At 72.8% G+C, this 25,062-nt stretch carries 20 protein-coding genes; 15 read left to right on the plus strand and 5 right to left on the minus strand.

Going from position 1 to position 25,062, the window contains the following annotated elements; translation table 11 throughout:
- Nucleotides 1-140 precede the first annotated feature (140 nt).
- Nucleotides 141-1,130: a DNA polymerase III subunit delta gene (holA, locus tag HEK131_RS05555; RefSeq protein ID WP_217463375.1), complete on the plus strand. Its 990-nt coding sequence runs from the start codon at nt 141-143 to the stop codon at nt 1,128-1,130.
- A 320-nt stretch (nt 1,131-1,450) separates the two neighbouring features.
- A complete protein-coding gene (locus tag HEK131_RS05560; protein WP_244333865.1) occupies nt 1,451-2,461 on the plus strand; it encodes a CorA family divalent cation transporter in 1,011 nt (336 codons plus the stop codon).
- A gap of 247 nt (nt 2,462-2,708) precedes the next feature.
- Here the strand turns inward: HEK131_RS05560 and rpsT are convergent, their stop codons facing one another.
- Nucleotides 2,709-2,975 (minus strand): 30S ribosomal protein S20, encoded by a 267-nt coding sequence (gene rpsT / locus HEK131_RS05565; protein WP_217463376.1) that lies wholly within the window; start codon nt 2,973-2,975, stop codon nt 2,709-2,711.
- A 228-nt stretch (nt 2,976-3,203) separates the two neighbouring features.
- On the opposite strand from rpsT, the gene lepA reads away from it, so the two are divergent.
- The 4 genes from lepA to hemW all read left to right on the plus strand — a co-directional run bounded on the left by lepA (nt 3,204) and on the right by hemW (nt 10,541).
- Nucleotides 3,204-5,081 carry a translation elongation factor 4 gene (lepA, locus tag HEK131_RS05570; protein ID WP_217463377.1) on the plus strand — a complete coding sequence of 626 codons (1,878 nt, stop codon included), beginning with the start codon at nt 3,204-3,206 and terminating at the stop codon, nt 5,079-5,081.
- Between the two features lie 279 nt (nt 5,082-5,360).
- Nucleotides 5,361-7,235 (plus strand): AMP-dependent synthetase/ligase, encoded by a 1,875-nt coding sequence (locus HEK131_RS05575; protein ID WP_244333866.1) that lies wholly within the window; start codon nt 5,361-5,363, stop codon nt 7,233-7,235.
- 171 nt (nt 7,236-7,406) lie between these two features.
- On the plus strand, nt 7,407-9,272 hold the full coding sequence (locus tag HEK131_RS05580; protein ID WP_244451946.1) for a SpoIIE family protein phosphatase: 1,866 nt from the start codon (nt 7,407-7,409) through the stop codon (nt 9,270-9,272).
- A gap of 36 nt (nt 9,273-9,308) precedes the next feature.
- Nucleotides 9,309-10,541 (plus strand): radical SAM family heme chaperone HemW, encoded by a 1,233-nt coding sequence (hemW, locus tag HEK131_RS05585; RefSeq protein WP_217463379.1) that lies wholly within the window; start codon nt 9,309-9,311, stop codon nt 10,539-10,541.
- Nucleotides 10,542-10,550: 9 nt separating this feature from the next.
- Here hemW and HEK131_RS05590 read toward each other — a convergent pair whose 3' ends face one another.
- Nucleotides 10,551-11,357, minus strand: coding sequence for a DUF3097 domain-containing protein (locus HEK131_RS05590; protein WP_244333867.1), 807 nt, complete (start codon nt 11,355-11,357; stop codon nt 10,551-10,553).
- A gap of 34 nt (nt 11,358-11,391) precedes the next feature.
- Entirely contained in the window at nt 11,392-12,114 is a 723-nt protein-coding gene (locus HEK131_RS05595; RefSeq protein ID WP_244333868.1) for an MBL fold metallo-hydrolase, read from the minus strand.
- 158 nt (nt 12,115-12,272) lie between these two features.
- On the opposite strand from HEK131_RS05595, the gene hrcA reads away from it, so the two are divergent.
- The 4 genes from hrcA (at nt 12,273) to HEK131_RS05615 (ending at nt 16,349) form a co-directional block, all read left to right on the plus strand.
- The gene (gene hrcA / locus HEK131_RS05600; protein ID WP_217463382.1) at nt 12,273-13,289 is read left to right on the plus strand and encodes a heat-inducible transcriptional repressor HrcA; all 1,017 of its coding nucleotides are present in this window, start codon (nt 12,273-12,275) and stop codon (nt 13,287-13,289) included.
- Complete coding sequence (dnaJ, locus tag HEK131_RS05605) at nt 13,290-14,429, plus strand: molecular chaperone DnaJ (protein WP_217463383.1); 1,140 nt, start codon at nt 13,290-13,292, stop codon at nt 14,427-14,429.
- Nucleotides 14,430-14,505: 76 nt separating this feature from the next.
- Nucleotides 14,506-15,606 (plus strand): nitronate monooxygenase, encoded by a 1,101-nt coding sequence (locus HEK131_RS05610; protein WP_217463384.1) that lies wholly within the window; start codon nt 14,506-14,508, stop codon nt 15,604-15,606.
- Nucleotides 15,603-16,349: a 16S rRNA (uracil(1498)-N(3))-methyltransferase gene (locus tag HEK131_RS05615; protein WP_244333869.1), complete on the plus strand. Its 747-nt coding sequence runs from the start codon at nt 15,603-15,605 to the stop codon at nt 16,347-16,349. Before HEK131_RS05610 ends, HEK131_RS05615 begins: the two co-directional genes overlap by 4 nt.
- A 6-nt stretch (nt 16,350-16,355) precedes the next feature.
- Here HEK131_RS05615 and HEK131_RS05620 read toward each other — a convergent pair whose 3' ends face one another.
- Nucleotides 16,356-16,709, minus strand: coding sequence for a hypothetical protein (locus HEK131_RS05620; protein ID WP_244333870.1), 354 nt, complete (start codon nt 16,707-16,709; stop codon nt 16,356-16,358).
- A gap of 88 nt (nt 16,710-16,797) precedes the next feature.
- On the opposite strand from HEK131_RS05620, the gene HEK131_RS05625 reads away from it, so the two are divergent.
- The 5 genes from HEK131_RS05625 (at nt 16,798) to HEK131_RS05645 (ending at nt 23,026) form a co-directional block, all read left to right on the plus strand.
- Nucleotides 16,798-17,334, plus strand: a complete 537-nt coding sequence (locus HEK131_RS05625) for a hypothetical protein (protein WP_244333871.1) — start codon at nt 16,798-16,800, stop codon at nt 17,332-17,334.
- A 74-nt stretch (nt 17,335-17,408) separates the two neighbouring features.
- On the plus strand, nt 17,409-20,606 hold the full coding sequence (locus tag HEK131_RS05630; protein ID WP_244333872.1) for a S41 family peptidase: 3,198 nt from the start codon (nt 17,409-17,411) through the stop codon (nt 20,604-20,606).
- Between the two features lie 121 nt (nt 20,607-20,727).
- Nucleotides 20,728-21,081, plus strand: a complete 354-nt coding sequence (locus HEK131_RS05635; protein ID WP_244451947.1) for a histidine triad nucleotide-binding protein — start codon at nt 20,728-20,730, stop codon at nt 21,079-21,081.
- Nucleotides 21,082-21,086: 5 nt separating this feature from the next.
- The gene (locus HEK131_RS05640; protein WP_244333873.1) at nt 21,087-21,992 is read left to right on the plus strand and encodes a ribonuclease Z; all 906 of its coding nucleotides are present in this window, start codon (nt 21,087-21,089) and stop codon (nt 21,990-21,992) included.
- A 29-nt stretch (nt 21,993-22,021) separates the two neighbouring features.
- Nucleotides 22,022-23,026 (plus strand): adenosine deaminase, encoded by a 1,005-nt coding sequence (locus HEK131_RS05645; RefSeq protein WP_244333874.1) that lies wholly within the window; start codon nt 22,022-22,024, stop codon nt 23,024-23,026.
- 73 nt (nt 23,027-23,099) lie between these two features.
- On the opposite strand, the gene HEK131_RS05650 is transcribed toward HEK131_RS05645, so the two are convergent.
- Nucleotides 23,100-24,584 (minus strand): MFS transporter, encoded by a 1,485-nt coding sequence (locus tag HEK131_RS05650; protein ID WP_244333875.1) that lies wholly within the window; start codon nt 24,582-24,584, stop codon nt 23,100-23,102.
- Between the last annotated feature and the right edge of the window lie 478 nt (nt 24,585-25,062).

Raw genomic sequence — 25,062 nt, forward strand, 5'->3', positions numbered from 1 at the left:
CGCCCGCCCATGCCCGTCCGCGCCTCCGCGCCCGCGTTTCGCGCCCCCGCGCCCCTGACCCCCGTCTCAGGGGCCGCTCAGGGGCCGGTCGGGGTGCGCGGGCCGCTTCGTTGTCGGTGCCGCGTGGGATGCTGTGAGTGATGGCAAGAAAGACTGCGAATGACGACCCTCTCGCCCCGGTGACCCTTGCCGTGGGCCAGGAGGACCTCCTGCTCGACCGTGCCGTGCGGGAGGTGGTGGCCGCCGCCCGGGCCGCCGACGCCGACACGGACGTACGCGACCTCACCCCGGACCAGTTGCAGCCCGGCACCCTCGCCGAGCTGACCAGTCCCTCGCTCTTCGCCGAGCGCAAAGTCGTGGTCGTACGCAATGCCCAGGATCTCTCGGCCGACACGATCAAGGACGTCAAGGCGTACCTCGGCTCGCCCGCCGAGGAGATCACGCTCGTCCTGCTGCACGCGGGTGGTGCGAAGGGCAAGGGGCTGCTGGACGCGGCCCGTAAAGCGGGCGCCCGCGAGGTCGCCTGCCCGAAGATGACCAAGCCGGCCGACCGGCTGGCGTTCACGCGAGGTGAGTTCCGGGAGTTCGGGCGTTCCGCGACGCCCGAGGCGTGCCAGACGCTGGTCGACGCGATCGGCAGCGACCTGCGCGAACTGGCCTCGGCGGTGGCCCAGCTCGTGGCCGACGTCGAGGGCACGATCGACGAGGCCGTGGTCGGCCGGTACTACACCGGGCGGGCCGAGGCATCGAGTTTCACCGTCGCCGACCGGGCGGTGGAGGGGCGCACGGCCGAGGCGCTGGAGGCGCTGCGCTGGTCCCTGTCGACCGGGGTGGCACCGGTGCTGATCACCAGCGCGCTGGCCCAGGGAGTGCGGGCCATCGGCAAGCTGTCCTCGGCGCGCGGCGGGCGTCCGGCCGACCTCGCCCGTGAGCTGGGGATGCCGCCCTGGAAGATCGACCGGGTCCGCCAGCAGATGCGGGGCTGGACCCCGGACGGGGTGTCCGTGGCGCTGCGCGCGGTCGCGGAGGCCGACGCGGGCGTGAAGGGCGGCGGCGACGACCCGGAGTACGCGCTGGAGAAGGCGGTCGTGACCATCGCCAGGGCGGCCCGGTCGCGGGGCCGGGCGTAACGAAGGACGGCGGGCCGGGGTCGTACCCCGTCGGGCCGGCGGACTTCCGCTCCACCCGCCCCGCTCCACCCGCCCCGCTCCACCCGCCCAGCTCCACCCGCCCCGCTTCACCCACCCAGCTCCACCCGCCCCACCCCACCCCGCCCCGCTCCGTCATCCGTTCGGCTCGTCCGCGCGCGCATACGAGTGCCTGCGCGTGCGGGTGCGGTGGAGCGCGCGGAGGCTTGAGGCCGCGGGCTTCGGGACCCCGGCTTCGGGACCTCCGGCTTCGGGACCTCCGGCTTCGGGACCGCGGGCTTCGGGACGAGGAGCGAGGGGCGATGATCGTAACGGTGGTGTCGATGCCGGAGGCGACCCTCACCCGGACCGATGCCGCTCAGGCGCGCGACCGGCTGGCCCTGGACCCCTTCGTGCTCGTCGACGTCGAACTCCCCGAGGTTCCGGAGCCGGGGGCGGACGTGCGGGCGGCGGAGGAGAACGAGGCCGAGGAGCGGTCGGTCGCCGACCGGCTGGGCCTCGACACCGAGAGCCTGGACTGGTTCGGACGGGCGGACGAGCCCCCGAGGGCCGACTACCTGGGCGACCGGGCCGGGTTCGTCATCCCCGTGGTGAACGGGGAGCGGATCGTGCACATCCACGCGGTGGTCACGGAGACCTTCCTCGCCTCCGTGCACCGGGGACAGGCGGGCCTGGGGCACCTGCTGCCCCTCGCGCTGCGTCACGAACGGCCCGCCGACCCCGTGGCCGTGCTCTTTCTCCTGCTCGGGGAGGCGCTGGGCAGCTTCCGCCGGGCGGCCGTGGAGGCGCTGCTGGAGACCGAGGAGCTGGAGGACGACATGTTCGAGGAGCGGAATCCCGAACAGGTCGCCCGCCTGTCGTCGCTGCGCCGCCGCTCCGCACTCCTCCACCACTTCCTGCGGCCCTTCCTGGAGCTGACCGACGAGGTGCTCACCCGGCGGATGATGAACCCCTCGTTCCCCGAGCAGCGGCAGCGGCTCGCCCGGGAGTTCCAGACCAGCGGACGACTGGTGCTCGCGGACATCGAATCGCTTCAGGAGGCGACCCGGCGGGCCTTCGCCAGCTACTCCTCGCTGGTCGCGGGCGAGCAGAACGGCGTGATCAACCGGCTGGCCATCGTGTCCGTGATCTTCCTGCCGCTGTCGTTCCTCACCGGGTTCTTCGGGATGAACTTCACCTTCCTGACCGACAAGCTGGCCAGCCGGGACGAGTTCTGGCTGCTGGCGGTGGGACTGCAGGCGCTGGTCCTGGGCGTCTCCCTCTACGTGCTGCACCGCACCCGCATCTGGCGCAGACTCCGCGAGCACGACTGAGCCGGTCTGCCAGGAGCAGGCCCCGCGACCCGGCCCCCGGACATGCGGAGAACCGGACATGCGGAGAACCGGACATGCAGAGAACCCCGCCCCCTCCCGGTAAGGAGGGTGACGGGGTTCTCGGTGAAGCTTGCTGGAGCCACACCCGCGTGGCGAACGCAGGCCGCGTGTGGCTCCGGGATGCCGGACGGGAGCGGATAGAGAGGGCCCGCTCTGGGTCCTTCCGGCGGTCAGATCAGAAGGAGGTTCAGCCCTTGAGGTCCGCGACCTTGGACGAGAGCGCCGACTTCTTGTTGGCGGCCTGGTTCTTGTGGATGACGCCCTTCGAGACGGCCTTGTCGAGCTGACGCGCGGCAGCGCGCTGGTACTCGGTGGCCTTCTCGACGTCACCCGCGGCAGCGGCCTCGCGGGCCTTGCGGATCGCGGTCTTCAGGGAGGACTTGACGGCCTTGTTGCGCAGCCGAGCCTTCTCGTTGGTCTTGATCCGCTTGATCTGGGACTTGATGTTCGCCACGAAAGAAGCCTTTACAGGTTCAGGTCCGGGCCCGTTGTCGGTCCCGTACCGGTGATCCAGAAATTTATCGTCGCGCCTCGTGCTGAGAGGGCATGAGGCACAGCGCTCTACAGTACCAGCGGCCCCGGCGGCGGCCCAAAACGCTCCCCGGTCGCTCTCCGTGGGACCATGGTGTCTACGTATAGATCCGACCCGAGGCATAAGGCGCCTCAAGAGACAGGACCCTGCGTGCCCGCGACCCCTAACAATGTGCCCGAGCCGAGCCGTACCGCCCCGGCTCTGATCCGCAACTTCTGCATCATCGCGCACATCGACCACGGCAAGTCCACGCTCGCCGACCGGATGCTCCAGTTGACCGGTGTGGTCGAGCAGCGGCAGATGCGTGCTCAGTACCTCGACCGGATGGACATCGAGCGCGAGCGCGGCATCACGATCAAGTCCCAGGCGGTGCGACTGCCCTGGGCCCCGACCGAGGGCCCGGACCAGGGCACGACGCACATCCTCAACATGATCGACACGCCGGGCCACGTCGACTTCACCTATGAGGTCTCGCGTTCGCTGGCCGCCTGCGAGGGGACCGTCCTCCTCGTCGACGCCGCCCAGGGCATCGAGGCGCAGACCCTCGCCAACCTGTACCTGGCGATGGAGAACGACCTCAAGATCATCCCGGTCCTGAACAAGATCGACCTGCCGGCTGCGCAGCCGGAGAAGTTCGCCGAGGAGCTGGCGAACCTGATCGGCTGCGACCCCGACGACGTGCTCAAGGTCTCCGCCAAGACCGGCCTCGGTGTCGAAGCGCTGCTGGACAAGGTGGTCAAGGAGATCCCGCCCCCGGTCGGGAACGCCGACGCCCCGGCCCGCGCGATGATCTTCGACTCGGTCTACGACTCCTACCGCGGTGTCGTGACGTACGTGCGTGTCATCGACGGCCAGCTCAGCAAGCGTGAGCGCATCCGGATGATGTCCACCGGCGCCACCCACGAGCTGCTGGAGATCGGCGTCAGCTCGCCGGAGATGCTCCCGGCCGACGGCCTGGGCGTCGGTGAGGTGGGCTACCTGATCACCGGTGTGAAGGACGTCCGCCAGTCCAAGGTCGGTGACACCGTCACCAGCCAGGCCAAGGGCGCCACCGAGGCGCTCGGCGGCTACAAGGACCCGAAGCCGATGGTCTTCTCGGGCCTGTACCCGCTGGACGGCTCGGACTACCCCGAGCTGCGCGAGGCGCTGGACAAGCTCCAGCTCAACGACGCCGCGCTGGTCTACGAGCCGGAGACCTCCGCCGCCCTCGGCTTCGGTTTCCGCGTCGGCTTCCTCGGTCTGCTGCACCTGGACGTGATCCGGGAGCGGCTGGAGCGCGAGTTCGGCCTCGACCTCATCGCCACCGCGCCGAACGTGGTGTACCGCGTGGTCATGGAGGACGGCACCGAGCACACGGTGACCAACCCCAGCGAGTTCCCCGAGGGCAAGATCAGCGACGTGTTCGAGCCGGTCGTGCGCGCCACGATCCTCGCGCCGTCCGAGTTCATCGGCTCGATCATGGAGCTGTGCCAGACCCGGCGCGGCACCCTGCTCGGCATGGACTACCTCTCCGAGGACCGGGTCGAGATCCGCTACACGCTGCCGCTCGCGGAGATCGTCTTCGACTTCTTCGACCAGCTCAAGTCCAAGACCCGCGGCTACGCCTCCCTGGACTACGAGCCCACGGGCGAGCAGAGCAGTTCCCTGGTCAAGGTCGACATCCTGCTGCACGGCGACAAGGTGGACGCCTTCTCGGCGGTCACCCACAAGGACCAGGCGTACGCCTACGGCGTCCGGCTCGTCGCCAAGCTGCGCGAGCTGATCCCGCGCCAGGCCTTCGAGGTGCCGATCCAGGCGGCCATCGGTTCGCGGGTCATCGCCCGCGAGACCATCCGCGCCATCCGCAAGGACGTCCTCGCCAAGTGCTACGGCGGTGACATCTCGCGTAAGCGGAAGCTGCTGGAGAAGCAGAAGGAGGGCAAGAAGCGGATGAAGATGGTGGGTTCCGTGGAAGTTCCCCAGGAGGCGTTCATCGCCGTGCTCTCCAGCGACGACAGCGCCGGAAGCTCGGGCAAGGGCAAGAAGTAACCGCACCGGCACCGAGTCGTCGGAGCGAAACGGGCAAAGCGGGGCCCGCCGTACACATGTGCGGCGGGCCCCCGCTCGTACGGGGGGTCGTACCGGCGGTGTTCTCGATGGGGTGCCGGTGCGAAGTGACAGGCCGTGGCCTCTTACGCGGTGGCCGGTCGCCCCTTACCCTGATCCCTGCTCGCTAGTTACTCGCGGGTTAAACAACAGCTTCGAACCAGCGTGAGTCCACCCAGCCGCACCGAGTCAGCCGCACCGTCGCGGGCCCCGGAGGATGTCGTGAGCGACACACAGACCCTGATCGAGAACCGTCCGCCGTCCGTGGCCGCCCTCTTCCTGGAGCGCGTGGCCGCCACACCGGACGCCGAGGCCTACCGCTACCCCGTCCCGTCGGCCACCGGCGAGGGTCCCGACGAGTGGCGCTCACTGAGCTGGAGCCAGGCGGCGGAGCGGGTGCACGCGATCGCGGCCGGCCTCATCGAGCTGGGGATCGAGCCCGAGCAGCGGGTGGCGCTTGCCTCCTCGACCCGCGTGGAGTGGATCCTCGCCGACCTCGGCATCATGTGCGCGGGCGGCGCCACCACCACCGTCTATCCGCAGACCAACGCCGACGAGTCGTCGTTCATCCTGTCCGACTCCGAGAGCCGGGTGCTGATCGCCGAGGACGCGGCCCAGGTCGCCAAGGCGCTGGAGCGGCGCGCGGAGCTGCCCGCGCTGGCCAAGGTCGTCGTGATCGACCCGGAGGGCGCCGAGACCGGCGACTGGGTGATCACCCTCGCCGAGCTGGAGCGGCGCGGCGCCGCCTACCTGCAGCAGCACCCCGAGCTGATCAAGGAGCGGGTCGGCGCGATCACCCGCGACCAGCTCGCCACCCTCATCTACACCTCCGGCACCACCGGCCGCCCCAAGGGCGTGCGGCTGCCGCACGACAACTGGTCCTACATGGCGCGGGCCATCGCGGCGACCGGCCTGTGCACCGCCGAGGACGTGCAGTACCTCTGGCTGCCGCTCGCCCATGTCTTCGGCAAGGTGCTCACCTCCGGCCAGATCGAGGTCGGCCACGTCACCGCGGTCGACGGCCGCGTGGACAAGATCATCGAGAACCTGCCGGTGGTCCGGCCGACCTACATGGCCGCCGTGCCGCGCATCTTCGAGAAGGTCTACAACGGCGTCGCCGCCAAGGCCCGCGAGGGCGGCGCGGCCAAGTACAAGATCTTCCAGTGGGCCGCCGAGGTCGCCCGCGAGTACGCCAAGGCGTCCCAGGACAGCTTCCGGCGCACCGGCACCGCCTCCGTGCCGTTCGCGCTGGCAGCCAAGCACAAGGCCGCCGACGCCCTCGTCTACGGCAAGCTGCGCGAGGCGTTCGGCGGCCGGCTGCGTGCCTGCGTCTCCGGTGCCTCCGCCCTCGCCCCCGAGATCGGCTACTTCTTCTCCGGCGCCGGCATCCACATCCTGGAGGGCTACGGCCTGACCGAGACCTCCGCCGCCTCCTTCGTCAACCCCGGCGAGGCGTACCGCACCGGCACGGTCGGCAAGCCGATGCCCGGCTGCGAGGTGCGCATCGCCGACGACGGCGAGATCCTGCTGCGCGGCCCCGGCGTCATGGAGGGCTACCACCAGCAGCCCGAGAAGACCGCCGAGGTGCTGGAGTCCGACGGCTGGTTCCACACCGGTGACATCGGGGAGCTGTCGGCCGACGGCTACCTGCGCATCACCGACCGCAAGAAGGACCTCATCAAGACCTCGGGCGGCAAGTACGTGGCGCCCGCCGAGGTCGAGGGCCAGTTCAAGGCGGTGTGCCCCTACGTCTCCAACATCCTGGTGCACGGCGCCGACCGGAACTACTGCACCGCCCTCATCGCCCTCGACGAGGCCGCCATCCTCCAGTGGGCCGCCGACAACGGCCTGGAGGGCAGGTCGTACGCCGAGGTGGTCGCCGCGCCGCAGACCGTCGAGCTGGTCGACGGCTTCGTGAAGCAGCTCAACGAGGGGCTCCAGCGCTGGCAGACCATCAAGAAGTTCCGGCTGCTGCCGCGCGACCTCGACGTGGAGCACGGGGAGATCACGCCCAGCCTGAAGCTGAAGCGGCCCGTGGTCGAGCGGGAGTACAAGGGCCTGATCGACGAGATGTACAACGGGGCCCGCGAGGCGTGAGAAACGCCCGCCGGGGCGGTCCTCGGGCCGCTCCGGCAGGGTTGGGTTTCGGCCGCGTCCGAAAATGACCGCCTTGTGGCGCGGCGATGGCCGAGTCGGCCGTCACGATCGTTCACTTCGGTGACTCGGTGCTTATGAGTCCCGCCTTTCTGTCACCCTGGCCGCATGGACATGGCGGCCATACCCGTGCAACGGGCGGGCGGCGCCGGAGCGGACGACGCACCGGCGCCCCTCGGCACGCGCACCCTCGCCGAGGGCGGCGCCACCCTCCCCGGCAGCCCCGCCGCGCCCGGCACGGCCCGCGCCCTGGTGCGCGCCGCCTTCGCCGACTGGTCCGGCCGCGGCCTCACCGCCCCGGACGGCGCCGCCCGGCTCGGCGACGACGCCACCGCCGTCGTCAGCGAACTCGTCACCAACGCCGTCGTCCACGCCGGAACCGGGGTCGAGGTCGGCTGGCGGCTGGAGGAGAGCGGCGCGTTCGTCGTGGAGGTCCACGACCACCACCCCGCCCGCGCCCCGCGCGACCCGGCCGACGACACCCCGTACGAGACCCCCGAGCACGGGCGTGGACTGCGGCTGGTCGCCACCCTCGCCGAGTCCTGGGGCGTCACCTACCGCACCGGCCGCAAGACCGTCTGGGCCCGGCTGCCGCCCGGCGGCGCCGAGGAACCCGACGGCCCCGCGCCCGCTCCCGCCCTCGTGGCCGCCGAGGCCCTCGCCCCGCAGCCGCAGCGCGCCGCCGGCGACCGGGACTGGCTCGGCCGGGGTGCGCTGTCCTTCCTCGCCGAAGCCTCCGACCTCCTGGCCGGACAGCTCGACGAGAACCTGGTCGCCGCCCTCACCGGCCAGCTCATCGTGCCCCGGCTCGCGGACTGGTGCGCCGTCTGGCTGGAGGACGAGGCGACCGTACGCGGAGGCGGCGAAGGGCCCGCCCGCGTCTGGCACGCCAGCGAGAGCCGCATCGAGGAGCTCCAGCGGGCCCTGGAGAAGGAGCCGCCGCGCTCCGCCCACGGCCTGCGCTCCGGCCCCGAGACCTACCCCTGGCCCGGCACCGCGCTCGGCCCCGAGGGCGCCCACGGCACCGCGCTGGCCTACCGGCTGATCGCCGGGGGCCGCCCGCTGGGCACCCTCCTCATCGGCCGCTGCGGACTGCTCGGCTTCCCCGACGAGGTCACCGGCCTGGTCGAGGACCTCGGCCGCCGGGTCGCCCTCGCCATCGGCGCCGCCCGCCAGTACGCCCGCCAGGCCACCATCAGCGCCATCCTGCAGCGCGGACTGCTGCCCGGCGCGGTCGCCGAGATCCCCGGCATGACCAGCGCCCTCGTCTACGAACCCCGCGACCAGGGCGGCCCCAGCGGCGACTTCTACGACCTGTTCCCGGCCGGGCACGGCCGCTGGTGCTTCGCCGTCGGCGACGTCCAGGGCAAGGGGCCCGAGGCCGCCGTGGTCATCGGGCTCGCCCGGCCCTGGCTGCGACTGCTCGCCCGCGAGGGGTACGGCGTCGCGGACGTCCTCGACCGCCTCAACCAGCTCCTCCTCGACGACGCCACCGAGGCCGCCGACGCCGCCGCCCGCGCCCTGATCGCCGCCGGAGGCGGCCCCTTCGCCCCCGGAGACGGCCCGCAGACCCGCTTCCTGTCGCTGCTCTACGGCGAGCTGACCCCCGTCGAGGGCGGTGTCCGCTGCACCCTCGCCTCCGCCGGGCACCCGCTGCCGCTGGTGCTGCGCCCCGACGGCCAGGTGTGCACCGCCGCCCGCCCGCAGACCCTGCTCGGCGTCGTCGAGGACGAGACCTACACCAGCGAGACCATCGAGCTGCGCCCCGGCGACAGCCTGCTGTGCGTCACCGACGGGGTGACCGAGCGCCGGTCTGGCACCGACCAGTTCGACGACGGCGACGGGCTCGCCCGGGCCCTGTCCGGCTGCGCGGGCCTGAGCGCCGAGGACATCGCGGACCGCATCCGCGACCTGGTCCACGGCTTCGGCGCGGACGAGCCCGAGGACGATCTCGCCCTGCTGGTGCTCCAGGCGCAGTGAGCGGGGTCCCGCTCGCGGTACGGGACAATGGAGGACATGCCTTCCGCACTCCCCGACGGCGAGTCCGTCCCCGACGACGGCGCGCTGCCCGCCGCCGCGCTCGCCGGTGCCGCCGAGCGGCCCCTCGGGTTCTATCTCCACGTCCCGTACTGCGCGACCCGCTGCGGCTACTGCGACTTCAACACCTACACCGCCACCGAGCTGCGCGGCACGGGCGGGGTGCTCGCCTCGCGGGACAACTACGCGGACACCCTCGTCGACGAGGTCCGGCTCGCCCGCAAGGTGCTCGGCGACGACCCGCGCGAGGTCCGTACGGTCTTCGTCGGCGGCGGCACGCCCACCCTGCTGGCCGCCGAGGACCTGGTGCGGATGCTCGGCGCCGTCCGGGACGAGTTCGGTCTCGCACCGGACGCGGAGATCACCACCGAGGCCAATCCGGACTCCGTCGACCCGGCCTACCTCGCCACCCTGCGCGAGGGCGGCTTCAACCGGCTCTCCTTCGGCATGCAGAGCGCGAAGCCGCACGTGCTGCAGATCCTCGACCGCACCCACACCCCCGGCCGCCCCGAGGCATGCGTGGCGGAAGCGCGCGCGGCCGGTTTCGAGCACGTCAACCTCGACCTGATCTACGGCACCCCCGGCGAGTCCGACGACGACTGGCGCGCCTCCCTGGAGGCGGCCCTCGGCGCGGGTCCCGACCACATCAGCGCCTACGCCCTGATCGTCGAGGAGGGCACCCAGCTCGCCCGGCGCATCCGGCGCGGCGAGGTCCCGATGACCGACGACGACGTCCACGCGGACCGCTATCTCATCGCCGAGGAGATGCTCACCGCGGCGGGCCTGCACTGGTACGAGGTCTCCAACTGGGCCACCTCCGAGGCCGCCCGCTGCCTGCACAACGAGCTGTACTGGCGCGGCGCCGACTGGTGGGGCGCGGGCCCCGGAGCCCACAGCCACGTCGGCGGGGTGCGCTGGTGGAACGTCAAGCACCCCGGCGCCTACGCCGCCGCCCTCGCCGCCGGCCGCACCCCCGGCGCGGGCCGCGAGCTGCTGTCCGAGGAGGACCGCCGGGTGGAGCGCATCCTCCTGGAACTCCGCCTGCGCGACGGCGTCCCGCTCTCCCTGCTCAAGCCGGCCGGTCTCGCCGCCTCCCGCCAGGCCCTCACCGACGGCCTGCTGAACCCCGGGCCCTACGCCGAGGGCCGCGCGACCCTCACCCTCCGGGGCCGCCTGCTGGCGGACGCGGTGGTGCGGGACCTGGTGGACTGAACCGGGCCGCTACGCCTCGGCCGTGACGAAATCGATCAGCTCCTCGACCCGGCCGAGGAGTTCCGGCTCCAGGTCCCGGTAGGACGTCACCCTCGCCAGGATCGCCTGCCACACCGCACCGGTGTTTTCCGGCCAACCCAGCGCCTTGCAGACGCCCTTCTTCCAGTCCTGGCCACGGGGGACGCGGGGCCAGGCGGGGATGCCGAGGGCCGAGGGCTTCACGGCCTCCCAGATGTCGATGTACGGGTGGCCGACGACCAGGGCGTGCTCGCTGGTCACCGACCGCGCGATGCGCCACTCCTTGGTGCCGGGCAGGAGGTGGTCCACCAGGACGCCCAGCCGGGCGTCGGCGTCCGGGGCGAACTCGGCCACGATGGCGGGCAGGTCGTCCACGCCCTCCAGGTACTCCACGACGACGCCCTCGATGCGCAGGTCGTCGCCCCAGACCTTCTCCACCAGCTCGGCGTCGTGCCTGCCCTCGACGTAGATCCGGCCGGCGCGGGCCACCCGGGCGCGGGCGCCGGGGACGGCGACGGAGCCGGAGGCGGTGCGGGCGGGCTTCGCTGGGGACGCGGCGGCCGGGCGGACCAGGGTGACCGGCCGGCCCTCCAGCAGGAAGCCGCGCGGCTCCAGCGGGAACACCCGGTGCTTGCCGAAGCGGTCCTCCAGCGTGACCGTGCCCGCCTCGCAGCGGATCACCGCCCCGCAGAACCCGGTACCGGGCTCCTCCACCACCAGCCCCGCCTCCGCCGCGACCTCGGGCACCGGCTTCGGCTTCTTCCAGGGAGCGGTGAGGTCGGGGGAGTAGTCGCGCATTCCGATGACGATAGGAGAAGTCGCGGCCCGGTACTCAGGACACGCCGAAACGCGCTGCCAGGGCGTCCCGTTGGCGTCGTACGAAGGCCGCGTCGACCACCGCTCCGTGACCGGGCACGTACAGGGCGTCCTCGCCGCCCAGCTCCAGCAGCCGGTCCAGCGCGGCCGGCCAGCGGGCGGGCAGCGCGTCCGGGCCCGCCTGCGGCTCACCGGACTCCTCCACCAGATCACCGCAGAAGACGACCTCGGGGGAGCCGGGCACCAGCACCGCCAGGTCGTGGCCGGTGTGGCCGGGGCCGACGTTCGCCAGCAGCGCCTGGCGGCCGCCGCCGAGGTCGAGCGTCCACTCGCCGGACACCGCGTGCGCGGGCGGCACCAGGGCCCGCGTGGCGGCCTCCGCCTCCCCGGCCGGGAGCCCGTGGTCGACCGCGTCCAGCCGCAGCGCCGCGCGCTCGTGCGTGAAGACCACGTCCAGCCCGACCGCGCCGTAGACCTCCGCCCCGGCGAAGGCGGATGCGCCCAGGACATGATCGAAATGCGGGTGGGTCAGCGCGAGATGGGTCACATCCCGGCCCGCCAGCGTCCGCGCCGCCGCCCGCAGCCCCGCCCCCTCGGCCAGGCTCGACCCCGCGTCCACCACCAGTGCCGTGCCCGAGCCCACCACCAGCCCCACGGTGCAGTCCCAGCCCGGCAGCCGGCACCGGCCCACCCCTTCGGCCAGCCGCTCCCATCCGAGGTCTTCCCAAGTCACCGTCATACCCGGACGCTAACGGTGCACAAGCCGTGCGGACCGCACCGACCTTGCCCGGTGAGCACCCCACGGCCGTACACTGGCCGGGGAAGTCTGGCACTCGCAAGCGCAGAGTGCCAGGCGGTACACCGTAAGGACCGTGGGGCGACGTGATGGAGGTGCGCATGCTGAGCGAACGCAGGCTGCAGGTACTGCGCGCCATCGTGCAGGACTACGTCGGCACCGAGGAGCCCGTCGGCTCCAAGGCGCTGACCGAACGGCACAGCCTCGGCGTCTCCCCGGCGACCGTGCGCAACGACATGGCCGCGCTGGAGGAGGAGGGGTTCATCGCCCAGCCGCACACCAGCGCCGGGCGCATCCCCACCGACAAGGGCTACCGGCTCTTCGTCGACAAGCTCGCCGGTGTGAAGCCGATGACGGCGCCCGAGCGGCGCGCGATCCAGAACTTCCTGGAGGGCGCGGTCGACCTGGACGACGTCGTGGCCCGCACGGTGCGGCTGCTCGCGCAGCTCACCCGGCAGGTCGCCGTCGTGCAGTACCCCTCGCTGACCCGGTCCACCGTGCGGCATGTGGAACTGCTCTCACTCGCCCCCGCGCGCGTGATGCTCGTGCTGATCACGGACACCGGCCGGGTCGAGCAGCGGATGGTCGACTGCCCCGCCCCGTTCGGCGAGGCGTCGCTCGCGGATCTGCGCGCGCGGCTCAACAGCAAGGTGGCCGGACGCCGGTTCACCGACGTACCGCGACTGGTCGAGGACCTCCCCGATGCCTTCGAGGCGGAGGATCGCGGTACGGTCTCCACAGTGCTCTCCACTCTGCTGGAGACACTGGTCGAGGAGAACGAGGAACGGCTGATGATCGGCGGAACCGCCAATCTCACCCGTTTCGGACATGACTTCCCCCTGGTGATCCGGCCCGTGCTGGAGGCCCTGGAGGAGCAGGTCGTGCTCCTCAAGCTCCTCGGCGAAGCCAAAGATCCGGGCGTGACCGTGCGTATCGGGCACGAGAACGCTCATGAGGGACTCAACTCCACGTCCGTCGTGTCGGTCGGCTACGGTTCGGGCGGCGAGGCGGTTGCCAAGCTCGGCGTGGTCGGACCGACCCGCATGGACTATCCGGGAACGATGGGAGCGGTACGCGCAGTGGCACGGTACGTCGGACAGATCCTGGCGGAGTCGTAAGTGGCCACGGATTACTACGCCGTTCTCGGCGTGCGCCGCGACGCGTCGCAGGATGAGATCAAGAAGGCGTTCCGCAGGCTCGCACGCGAGCTGCATCCGGACGTCAATCCCGATCCGAAGACCCAGGAGCGGTTCAAGGAGATCAACGCCGCTTACGAGGTGCTGTCGGACCCGCAGAAGAAGCAGGTCTACGACCTCGGCGGCGACCCGCTCTCGCAGGCCGGCGGCGCCGGTGGCGCGGGCGGCTTCGGGGCCGGCGGCTTCGGCAACTTCTCCGACATCATGGACGCGTTCTTCGGCACGGCGTCGCAGCGCGGCCCGCGCTCGCGCACCCGTCGCGGCCAGGACGCCATGATCCGGATCGAGGTCGAGCTGGACGAGGCGGCCTTCGGCACGACCAAGGACATCCAGGTCGACACGGCGGTCGTCTGCAACACCTGCAGCGGCGAGGGCGCGGCCCCCGGCACCTCCGCGCAGACCTGTGACATGTGCCGCGGCCGTGGCGAGGTCTCGCAGGTCACCCGGTCCTTCCTGGGCCAGGTCATGACCTCCCGCCCCTGCCCCCAGTGCCAGGGCTTCGGCACCGTGGTCCCGACCCCGTGCCCCGAGTGCGCGGGCGACGGCCGGGTCCGCTCCCGGCGCACCCTGACGGTGAAGATCCCCGCCGGTGTCGACAACGGCACCCGCATCCAGCTCGCGGGCGAGGGCGAGGTCGGCCCCGGTGGCGGCCCCGCCGGCGACCTGTACGTCGAGATCCACGAGCTGCCGCACTCCACCTTCCAGCGGCGCGGCGACGACCTGCACTGCACGGTCACCCTCCCGATGACGGCCGCGGCCCTCGGCACCAAGGTGCCGCTGGAGACGCTGGACGGCATGGAGGAGGTCGACATCCGGCCCGGTACCCAGTCCGGCCAGTCGATCCCGCTGCACGGCCGGGGCGTCACGCATCTGCGCGGCGGCGGCCGGGGCGACCTCATCGTGCACGTCGAGGTCACCACCCCGACCAAGCTCGACGCCGAGCAGGAGCGGGTGCTGCGGGAGCTGTCCAAGCTGCGCGGCGAGGAGCGGCCCACGGGGCAGTTCCAGCCCGGCCAGCAGGGCCTGTTCTCCCGGCTGAAGGACGCGTTCAACGGACGCTGAGGTCGGGGGGCGCCTGCCGCGCCCCCCGGCTCCGGTCCGATTCGGACTTGTCAGGCGGACATGACACCATGCGGGCATGTCCTCCGCACTGGCCGATCTCGTCGTGCATCCGATCGTGCAGGCCCCCATGGCGGGCGGTGTCGCCGTGCCGGAACTGGCCGCCGCCGTCTCCGAGGCCGGAGGGCTCGGCTTCCTCGCCGCCGGTTACAAGACCGCCGACGGCATGTACCGCGAGATCAAACGCCTGCGCGGGCTGACCAGCCGCCCCTTCGGCGTCAACGTCTTCCTGCCCCAGCCCGCCCACGCCGAGTCCGGCGCCGTCGAGCTGTACGCGCAGCAACTGGCCGGTGAGGCCGCCTGGTACGAGACCGAGACCGGTGACCCCGACGGCGGCCGCGACGACGGCTACGACGCCAAGCTCGCCGTCCTGCTGGACGATCCCGTCGCCGCCGTCTCCTTCCACTTCGGCGTGCCCGACCCGGAGGTGCTGGCCTCGCTGCGCCGGGCCGGGACCGTCACCCTGGTCACCGCCACCACCGTCGAGGAGGCCCGCGCGGTCGAGCGGGCCGGTGCGGACGCGGTGATCGCGCAGGGCATCGAGGCCGGCGGCCACCAGGGCACCCACCGCGACCTCGCGGAGAACGACGGCACCGGGCTCGGCCTGCTGTCCCTGGTCACCCAGGTCGCCGAGGCCGTGCGGATACCGGTCGTCGCCGCCGGAGGAGTCATGCGGGGCGCGCAGATCGCCGCCGTCCTCGACGCGGGGGCCACCGCCGCCCAGATGGGCACCGCCTTCCTCGCCACCCCCGAGTCCGGCGCCCCCGAGGCCCACAAGCGGGCGCTGACCGACCCGGTCTTCCCGCGCACCGAGCTGACCCGCGCCTTCTCCGGGCGCCCGGCCCGCGCCCTGACCAACCGTTTCCTGCGCGAGCACGGGCCGTACGCCCCGGCCGCCTATCCCGACGTGCACCACCTGACATCCCCGCTGCGCAAGGCCGCCACCGCGGCCGGGGACGCCCAGGGCATGTCGCTGTGGGCGGGCCAGGGCCACCGGCTGGCCCGGCCGCTGCCCGCAGCCGAACTCGTCCGCACCCTCGCCGCCGAACTCAACCTCGTGCGCGGCGAGTCGGGGCGGCAGCACCGACCCATCCGAGCCCAAGGAGGAGACGCGCGATGACCGCGCCCGTCTTCGTCGTCGAGCACTTCCGCGCGGACGGCACCCGCTATGTACTGGACGGCCCCGAGGGACGGCACGCCGTCTCCGTGAAGCGGCTGGAGCCCGGCGAGGAGGTCGTCCTCACCGACGGCGCCGGACGCTACGCGGTGTGCCGGGTCACCGGCACCGAGGGCAAGGACCGGCTGATCGTCGACCTGCCCGAGGTGCGCGAGGAGCCGGAGCCCCGGCCGCGCATCACCGTCGTCCAGGCGCTGCCCAAGGGCGACCGGGGTGAACTCGCCGTGGAGACCATGACGGAGACCGGGGTCGACCGGATCGTGCCCTGGCAGGCGTCGCGCTGCATCACCCAGTGGAAGGGCGAGCGCGGGCTGAAGGCGCTCGGCAAGTGGCGCTCCACCGCCCGCGAGGCGGGCAAGCAGTCCCGCCGGGTCCGCTTCCCCGAGGTCGCGGACACCGCCTCCACCAAGCAGGTCGCCGCCCTCCTCGCCGAGGCCGACTTCGCCGCCGTGCTGCACTCCGACTTCGACCACGAGTCCGTCCCGCTGGCCACCGCCGAACTTCCCGCCGGGGGCGAGATCGTGCTCGTGGTCGGACCCGAAGGGGGCGTCTCCCGCGACGAGTTGGCGCTCTTCGAGGAGGCGGGCGCCCGTGCCTGCGTGCTCGGCCCCTCGGTACTGCGCACCTCCACGGCGGGCACCGCGGCGGCCGCCCTCCTCCTGGGCCGCACGGGACGCTGGTCCTGACCGGACTCAGGTCTGGTTGCCGGCAGCGACGGCCGGCAGCAGCTCCCACCCGTCCACCTCGCCGACCGCGCCCCCGCGCCGACGGATCTCGTCCACGAAGGCCCTGACGACGGCGGGCTCGTGCAGGTTCACCCCGTTCCCGTGCTCGTCGCTCACGAGCCCGGTGTGACGGTAGAACCCGATGCCCGTGAGACGGCCGGGCCCCTCGTCGAAGACGACGCGTACGGCGGCGCCGTCCCGGTGCAGGGTCAGCGTCTCCCGGTGCCGACCATCCGCGAGGCGCCGGTGCCTGACCGACCACCGGTACGCGGTGCCGTCCGGCAGGGTCAGATGTCTGAGCCGTCGTTCGTCGTTGCGCACGGGGGGCAGCGTAGCGAGGGCCGCACGTTCGGGTGACTGGCTTTATGCGGCCTTCCGCCGTGGGGGAGTCGGTGGGACGCTGGGTCGTATGGGGGCATCGAGGTGGATACGCCGTGGTCCGCGTCCCGTGCGGCTGCTGGCCGTGACCGGGCTCGTGGCGCTGGTCGCCGCCGGGGTGACGGGATGTCAGCCCGGTGAGCTGGGGGCGGCCTCGGTCGCGTACACCACCGACTCGACGGCGACCGACGCGCTGAAGAAGCGTGATGTGGACGTGAGTTGGCTGACCTGTACCGGGCGGCAGGACGGCGGTTCGTCGGCCAGTGGGTCGCCGAGCGAGTCCACCGTGGTCACCGTGGACTGTCAGGGGAAGACCAAGGACGGGCGGGACATCACCGTCACGGGCAAGGTGACCCGCGCGGTGAACGGGGCGTGTGTGCGCGGGAATCTCGTCGCCGAGGTCGGTGGACGGCAGGTCTTCCGGGTCAGCGGGCTCGGCAACTGCGACGCCACTCCGCCCGCCACGTACCGGCCGCCCGGGCAGCCGAATCCCACGGTGACCGTCACCGTCACCCGCACCCTGTGGTGCGAGAACGACCCCTCGTGCAGGCCCGTCGAGGGCAAGTAGCGCAGGAGTGATCAATTCCGGGTCCGCGGCCGCCCGTTCGCGCGTAGGGTGACCGCGTGACTCAGGGTGCTGCCATGGAAAACGCTGCCTCGTACCTCCGATTCCCGCATGTGCGGGGCGACTTGGTCACCTTCACCGCCGAGGACGACGTCTGGGTCGCCCCGCTGGACGGCGGCCGGGCCTGGCGGGTCAGCGCCGACAACGTCCCGGTGAACCACCCCCGTATCTCCCCGGACGGCACCACCCTCGCCTGGACCTCCACCCGCGACGGCGCCCCCGAGGTGCACACCGCCCCCGTCGACGGCGGACCCTCCCGGCGCCTGACCCACTGGGGCAGCCGCCGTACCCAGGTCCGCGACTGGACCCCCGACGGCGAGGTCCTGGCGATCAGCGCGTCCGGACGGCACAGCACCCGCCACAGCTGGGCCCGCGCCGTCCCGCTCGACGGAGGCCCGGCCGCCACGCTGCCCTACGGCCCCGTCGGCGCCGTGGCCCAAGGCCCGCACACCGTGCTGCTGTCCGCCCAGATGAACCGGGACGCCTCCGCGTGGAAGCGGTACCGGGGCGGCACCGCGGGCAAGCTGTGGATCGACCGGGACGGCGACGGCGAGTTCGTCCGGCTGCACGAGGAGCTGGACGGCAACATCGAGTACCCCTCCTGGGTAGGCGACCGCATCGCGTTCCTCTCCGACCACGAGGGCACCGGCGCCCTGTACTCCTCCCTCGCCGACGGCTCCGACCTGCGCCGCCACACCCCGCTCGGCGGCTTCTACGCCCGGCACGCCGCGAGCGACGGCGCCCGGGTCGTCTACGTCAGCGCCGGGCAACTGTGGGTGCTGGACGACCTGGACGGTGCCGAGCCGCGCCGCCCTGGTATCCGGCTCGGCGGCGCCCGCGCCGACCTCCAGCCCTTCGTCCTGGACGCCGCCCGCTGGCTCGACTCCGCCGCCCCGGACCACACCGCGCGCGGCAGCGCGGTCGCCGTACGCGGCACCGTCCACTGGGTCACCCACCGCGCCGGACCCGCCCGAGCCCTCGCCGCCCGGCCCGGCGTACGCGCCCGGCTGCCGCGCACCTTCCGCGCGGGCGGCGAGGAGTGGGTGGTGTGGGTGACCGACGCCGAGGGCGACGACGCGCTGGAGTTCGCCCCCGCCACCGGCCTCGCCCCCGGCACCGCCCCGCGCAGGCTCGCCGCCGGCCGGCTCGGCCGCGTGCTCGAACTCGCCATGTCCCCGGACGGCACCCGCGCCGCCGTCGCCTCCCACGACGGACGGCTGCTGCTCGTCGAGCGGGAGACCGGCGAGATCCGCGAGGTGGACCGCAGCGACCACGGCGACCCGCACGGCCTGGCCTTCTCGCCCGACTCCGGCTGGCTCGCCTGGGCGCACCCCGGCCCCCGCCCGCTCTCCCAGATCCGGATCGCGGCCACCACCGACCTCACCGTCACCGAGGCCACCCCGCTGCGCTTCGCCGACCACGAGCCCGTCTTCACCCTCGACGGCCGCCACCTCGCCTTCCTCTCCAACCGCGCCTTCGACCCGGTCTTCGACCAGCACGTCTTCGACCTGGCCTTCGTCGAGGGGGTCCGCCCGCACCTCATCACCCTCGCCGCCACCACACCCTCCCCCTTCGGCCCCCAGCGCCACGGCCGCCCCTTCGGCACCCCCGACCGGGACGAAACCCCCGGCGCAGAGGGCGCCCCCGCCACCCGCGTCGACCTCGACGGGCTCGCCGACCGCATCGTGCCCTTCCCCGTCGAGGCCGCCCGGTACAGCGACCTGCGTGCCGCCAAGGACGGCGTGCTCTGGCTGCGCCACCCGGTGCGCGGTGTCCTAGGCGCCTCCCGCGCCACCCCCGACGCCCCCGACCCCAAGACCGAGCTGGAGCGCTACGACCTGGCCCAGCACCGGCTGGAGCACCTCGCCGCCGACGCCGACCACTTCGAGGTGAGCGGCGACGGCCGCCGCGTACTGCTGTGGAGCGACGGCAGGCTCCGCGTCGTCCCCGCCGACCGCCGCGCCCCGGACGACGAGGACGGCGACGCCCACATCACCGTCGACCTCGGCCGCGTCCGGCACACCGTCGACCCGGTCGCCGAATGGCGGCAGATGTACGACGAGACGGGCCGGCTCATGCGGGACAACTTCTGGCGCCCCGACATGGGCGGTGTCGACTGGGACGGCGTGCTGGACCGCTACCGTCCCGTCCTCGACCGCCTCGCCACCCACGACGACCTCGTGGACCTCCTCTGGGAGGTGCACGGTGAACTCGGCACCTCCCACGCCTATGTCATCCCGTCCGGCGGCTGGGGCGGCGGCGCCCGTCAGGGTCTGCTCGGCGCTGACATATCCCGCCACGAGGACGGCAGTTGGCGGATCGACCGGGTGCTGCCCTCGGAGACCTCCGACCCGGAGGCACGCTCCCCGCTCGCCGCGCCCGGTGTCGCCGTACGCCCCGGTGACACCCTCCTCGCCGTCGGCGGCCGCCCCGTCGACCCGGTCACCGGGCCCGGCCCGCTGCTGCTCGGCACGGCCGGGAAGCCCGTCGAGCTGACCGTCGCCCCCGCCGGCGGCGGGGAGCCGCGGCACGCTGTCGTCGTCCCCCTCGCCGACGAGGAGCCGCTGCGCTACCACGCCTGGGTCGCCGGGCGCCGCGCCCACGTCCACGAGCGCTCCGGCGGCCGCCTCGGCTATCTCCACGTCCCCGACATGCAGGCCCCCGGCTGGGCCCAGATCCACCGCGACCTGCGCGTGGAGGTGGCCCGCGAGGGCCTGGTCGTGGACGTCCGCGAGAACCGCGGCGGCAACACCTCCCAGCTCATCGTCGAGAAACTCGCCCGCCGCGTCGTCGGCTGGGACCTCCCCCGGGGCATGCGCCCCGAGAGCTACCCCCAGGACGCGCCGCGCGGCCCGGTGGTGGCCGTGGCCGACGAGTTCTCCGGCTCCGACGGCGACATCGTCAACGCCGCGATCCGCGCCCTGGGCATCGGCCCTGTCGTCGGCACCCGCACCTGGGGCGGAGTGATCGGCATCGACAGCCGCTACACCTTGGTGGACGGCACGACCATCACCCAGCCCAAGTACGCCTTCTGGCTGGAGGGCGCGGGCTGGGCCGTGGAGAACCACGGTGTGGACCCGGACGTGGAAATCCCGATGCGCCCCCAGGACTGGGCACGGGACGAGGACCCCCAACTGGACGAAGCGATAAGGCTGGCATCGGAAGCACTGGAGAGGCAGCCGGCCAAGACTCCGCCCACCCTGCCGACCGTCTAGAGGCGCGGGGCCGTGTCGATCTGCGGCTCCGCCGCCGGGGCGCGACCGGCCCCCACGCACCCGCACAGGAACAACTAGGATGCCGAGGGCAACCCCGGACGGCGAAAGCGAGCGCAGCCACATGGCCGGCGAACCCCAGGAAGACTGCCTCTTCTGCAACATCATCGCGGGCAAGATCCCCGCGGACGTGGTCAGGGAGACCGACACCACGCTCGCCTTCAGGGACATCAACCCCCAGGCCCCCACCCACATCCTGGTGATCCCCAAGGCCCACTACAAGAACGCCGCCGAACTGGCCGCGCAGGCCCCGCAGCTCGCCGCCGACGTCCTCGCGGAGACCCGCGGAGTCGCCGAGGGCGAGTCCCTGGAGAGCTACCGCACCGTCTTCAACACCGGCAGCGGCGCGGGCCAGACCGTGTGGCACGCCCACGCGCACGTCCTCGGCGGCCGCGGCCTGAACTGGCCCCCCGGATAACCCCGATGTCCGTACGCGAACTGGTGGTCCTCGGCACCGCCAGCCAGGTCCCGACCCGGCACCGCAACCACAACGGCTACCTGCTGCGCTGGGACGGCGAGGGCATCCTCTTCGACCCCGGCGAGGGCACCCAGCGCCAGATGCTGCGCGCGGGGGTCGCCGCGCACGACCTGAACCGGATCTGCGTCACCCACTTCCACGGCGACCACAGCCTGGGCCTGGCCGGGGTGATCCAGCGCATCAACCTGGACCGGGTGCCGCACGAGGTCACCGCCCACTACCCGCGCTCGGGTCAGCGCTTCTTCGACCGGCTGCGGTACTCCACCGCCTACCGGGAGACGGTCGGCCTCACCGAGGCCCCCGTCGACGCGGACGGCCCCCTCGCCACCACCGCCTCCTACACGCTGGAGGCGCACCGGCTCTCCCACCCGGTGGAGTCCTACGGCTACCGGCTGACCGAGCCCGACGGGCTGCGCATGCTCCCCGACAAGCTGGCCGCGCACGGCATCTCCGGTCCCGACGTGGGCCGCATCCAGCGGGAGGGCTCGCTCGGCGGGGTCACGCTGGAGGAGGTCAGCGAGGCGCGGCGCGGGCAGCGGTTCGCGTTCGTCATGGACACCCGGCTGTGCCCCGGTGTGCACGCCCTCGCCGACGGCTGCGACCTGCTGGTCATCGAGTCCACCTTCCTCGACGAGGACGTGACGCTCGCCGAGGAGCACGGTCACCTGACGGCCGGACAGGCGGCGCGCGCGGCCCGTGACGCCGGAGTGCGCAACCTCGTCCTCACCCACTTCAGCCAGCGCTACCCCGACCCGGCCGAATTCGAGCGCCAGGCCCGCGCGGCGGGGTTCGAGGGCGAGCTGACCGTGGCCCGCGACCTGGACCTCGTGCCGCTGCCCAAGCGCCGCTGAGCGTGCGGGGGCGGGCGTACGATATTTCGATGCCCCTCCCCAAAGCTGAACTGCACCTGCACATCGAAGGCACACTGGAGCCGGAGCTTGCGTTCCGGCTGGCCGAGCGCAATGGCGTCGAGCTTCCTTACGCCGACACCGAGTCCCTGCGCGAGGCGTACCGGTTCGAGGACCTCCAGTCCTTCCTGAACCTGTACTACGAGCTGATGGCCGTCCTGCGCACCGAGCGGGACTTCGAGGAGCTGGCCGACGCCTACCTCGCCCGCGCCGCCGCGCAGGGTGTCCGGCACGCGGAGATCTTCTTCGACCCGCAGGCCCACCTCGCGCGCGGGGTGGAGATGGGGACCGTGATCGAGGGCCTGTGGCGGGCGCTGGGCCGCAGCGAGGAGACCCACGGCGTCTCCACCAAGCTGATCATGTGCTTCCTGCGCGACGAGTCCGCCGAGTCGGCGCTCGCCACGCTGGACGCGGCGAGGCCGTATCTGGACCGGATCACCGGGGTCGGCCTGGACTCCGCCGAGGTGGGCCACCCGCCGGTGAAGTTCCGCGAGGTCTACGACGCCGCCGCCGCGCTCGGCCTGCGCCGCGTCGCGCACGCCGGTGAGGAGGGGCCGCCGGAGTACGTCGTCCAGGCTCTGGACCTGCTCGGGGTGGAGCGGGTGGACCACGGGCTGCGGTCCATGGAGGACCCGGCGCTGGTCGAGCGGCTGGTCCGGGACCGTGTCCCGCTGACCCTGTGCCCGCTGTCCAACGTCCGCCTGCGCACGGTCGACACGCTGGCCGACCACCCGCTCCCGGCGATGCTGGACGCGGGGCTGATGTGCACGGTGAACTCCGACGACCCGGCCTACTTCGGCGGCTACGCGGGCGACAACTTCCACGCCGTCCGCGACACCCTCGGTCTCTCCGAGGACCAGATGCGCGAGCTGGCCCGCAACTCCTTCCTCGCCTCCTTCCTGGAGGACGACGAGGACCGCCGGGCGCGGTACCTGGCGGAGGTCGAGGCGTACGAGTTCCCCGGCCGGGAGTCGTAGCAGCCCTCCGCATGCGGGCGAGGCCCCCCTGTGGATCAGGGGGGCCTCGTCGCGTTTCCGGGGTGCCGGGGGCTCAGGCCGGGATGGTCGCGCCGGGGGTCTTCCCGGCGTGGGAGGTGCCCATGGCCCGGAGCTCCCCAACGGAGAGGTCCGTGAGCGGGATCTGCACGACCGGGATGCCCTTGGCGGGCAGGTCCAGCACGGTGGCTCCGCCGACCAGGATCTCCCCGGCCAGGATCTCCCCGGCCAGGATCTCTCCGGTCCGGGTGTCCCCGGCGGCCGGATCGGTGACGGGGGCCTCCCGCAGGGAGATCTCCACGACGGGGAGGTCCTTGAACTGGACCGCCGCGACCTCGACGCCGGAGACCGGTTCCGCGAGGGGGGCCTCGGCGAGCGGGCCGGCCGCGATCGGGATCTCCACGATCCGCAGGCGGCGGGGTGCCGTGCGCAGGGCGACCGCGGTCATCGGGACGGCCGCCAGCAGCAGTGCCGCCGCCAGGATCCCGCCCATCGCCGGGAAGCCCGCGCGGTCCGACAGCAGGCTGCCGGTCAGGGGGCCGGCCGCGGTCCCGAGGGACGCCGCCGAGCCGACCAGCACCGCCCAGCGGCCGCGTGTGTCGAGGGCGGCGGCCAGGCTGATGACGTAGGACAGCACCACCGGGTAGCAGAGGTTCCACGCGATCTCGCCCAGCGCGAAGGAGGGCAGGTCGGTGGCCGAGGCGCTGAGCGCGATGCAGGCCGCGATCAGCGCCGTACCCAGCCCGATCGGCAGTGCGCGGCCGAGGCGCGGGCCGAGCGCGCTCGCGCCGACCACGCCCAGCAGACCGGCGCCCAGCGCGACCGCGAACACCGCGCCGACCGTGATCTCGGTGAGGTGCGCCTGCCCGAGGCCGATGCGCCCGCTCACGCCCCACAGCGCGTTCTGCGCCAGCGACCAGCACGGCATCGTCGCGGCCAGCAGCAGCCCGGCCCGGCGGTGGGGAAGCGGCCGGCGCACGGCGGCGGGGCCGGCCGCCGGGGCGGTACGGGCGGGCAGCCGGCCGGTGAACGGCCATATGGCGAGCGCGGTCAGCGCGATGGCGCCGAGCGGCAGCCCGTGGCCGGGGCCGAGGCGGGGGATCGTCAGATAGAGGGCACCCGCCAGGGCGGAGACCATGAGCAGCCCGGACGTGGTGGCCCGGTGCGGATCACGCCCGGCGGCGATACCGCTCGCGGCGACCGCCGTCATCGTGCCGGAGCCGAGGCCCCCGACGACCGCGCCGAGCACCACGGCGGGCACGGAGTCGGTGAGGGCGGCGCAGCCGTAGCCGAGGACGGCCAGGGTGAGACCCAGCCGGGCGACCGCACGGGCGCCGAACCGGTCGACGCGGCCGGCCAGCGTGAACCCGGCGGACGCCGAACTCAGCAGCAGGGCGCTGCCGATGGCACCGGCCTGGGTGGCGGACAGCGGCAGCGCGCTGTCGAGACGGCCGACCGTGGTCGGCAGGAGATACGAGGCGAGGTACCCGGCCGTGAAAAGGGCGACGAGGGGCCAGGGAGTGGAGCGGGGGGCGGACACGGGCGTTCCCAGGGCAGGCGAGAGCGACAGCTCGACGAGGAGAAAAGAGGGGGGAGGGGCGACGGCCGTCTGTTCGACGGGAGCGCGCGAGCAAGTTGTATCAAGCACGCGGTTTCGAGAAGAAATTCGGCCGATGTGATCTAGAGCACTATCATGTTTGCTCTTTGTCGGGCCGGGTAGACACCGTTGATTTCGCGCTCGAACGCCCGGACGGTGATCGCACAGAACTCCGGGATGCGCTATGGTTGTTCACGTCGCGGTCGCCGGAACTCCCGGTGGCGAACAGTGCGTTGGTGGTCCAAGGAAAGACGCCCCGCTTCCTGCGGGGAAATGCAGGTGCAAGGCCTGCCCGGCGCTCCGAACAGAGCCCCATCCCGCTTCGAGCGGGGTGGGGCTCTTTGCTGCGCGCCCCCGCTCCGCGCCTCCCTGCTTCTTTCACGCCTGAACTGCGCCCCATTGACTGCCTCCGTACGTGTAC

Origin of the sequence: Streptomyces seoulensis (genome assembly GCF_022846655.1) — a bacterium.
Classification (GTDB): Bacteria; Actinomycetota; Actinomycetes; order Streptomycetales; family Streptomycetaceae; genus Streptomyces.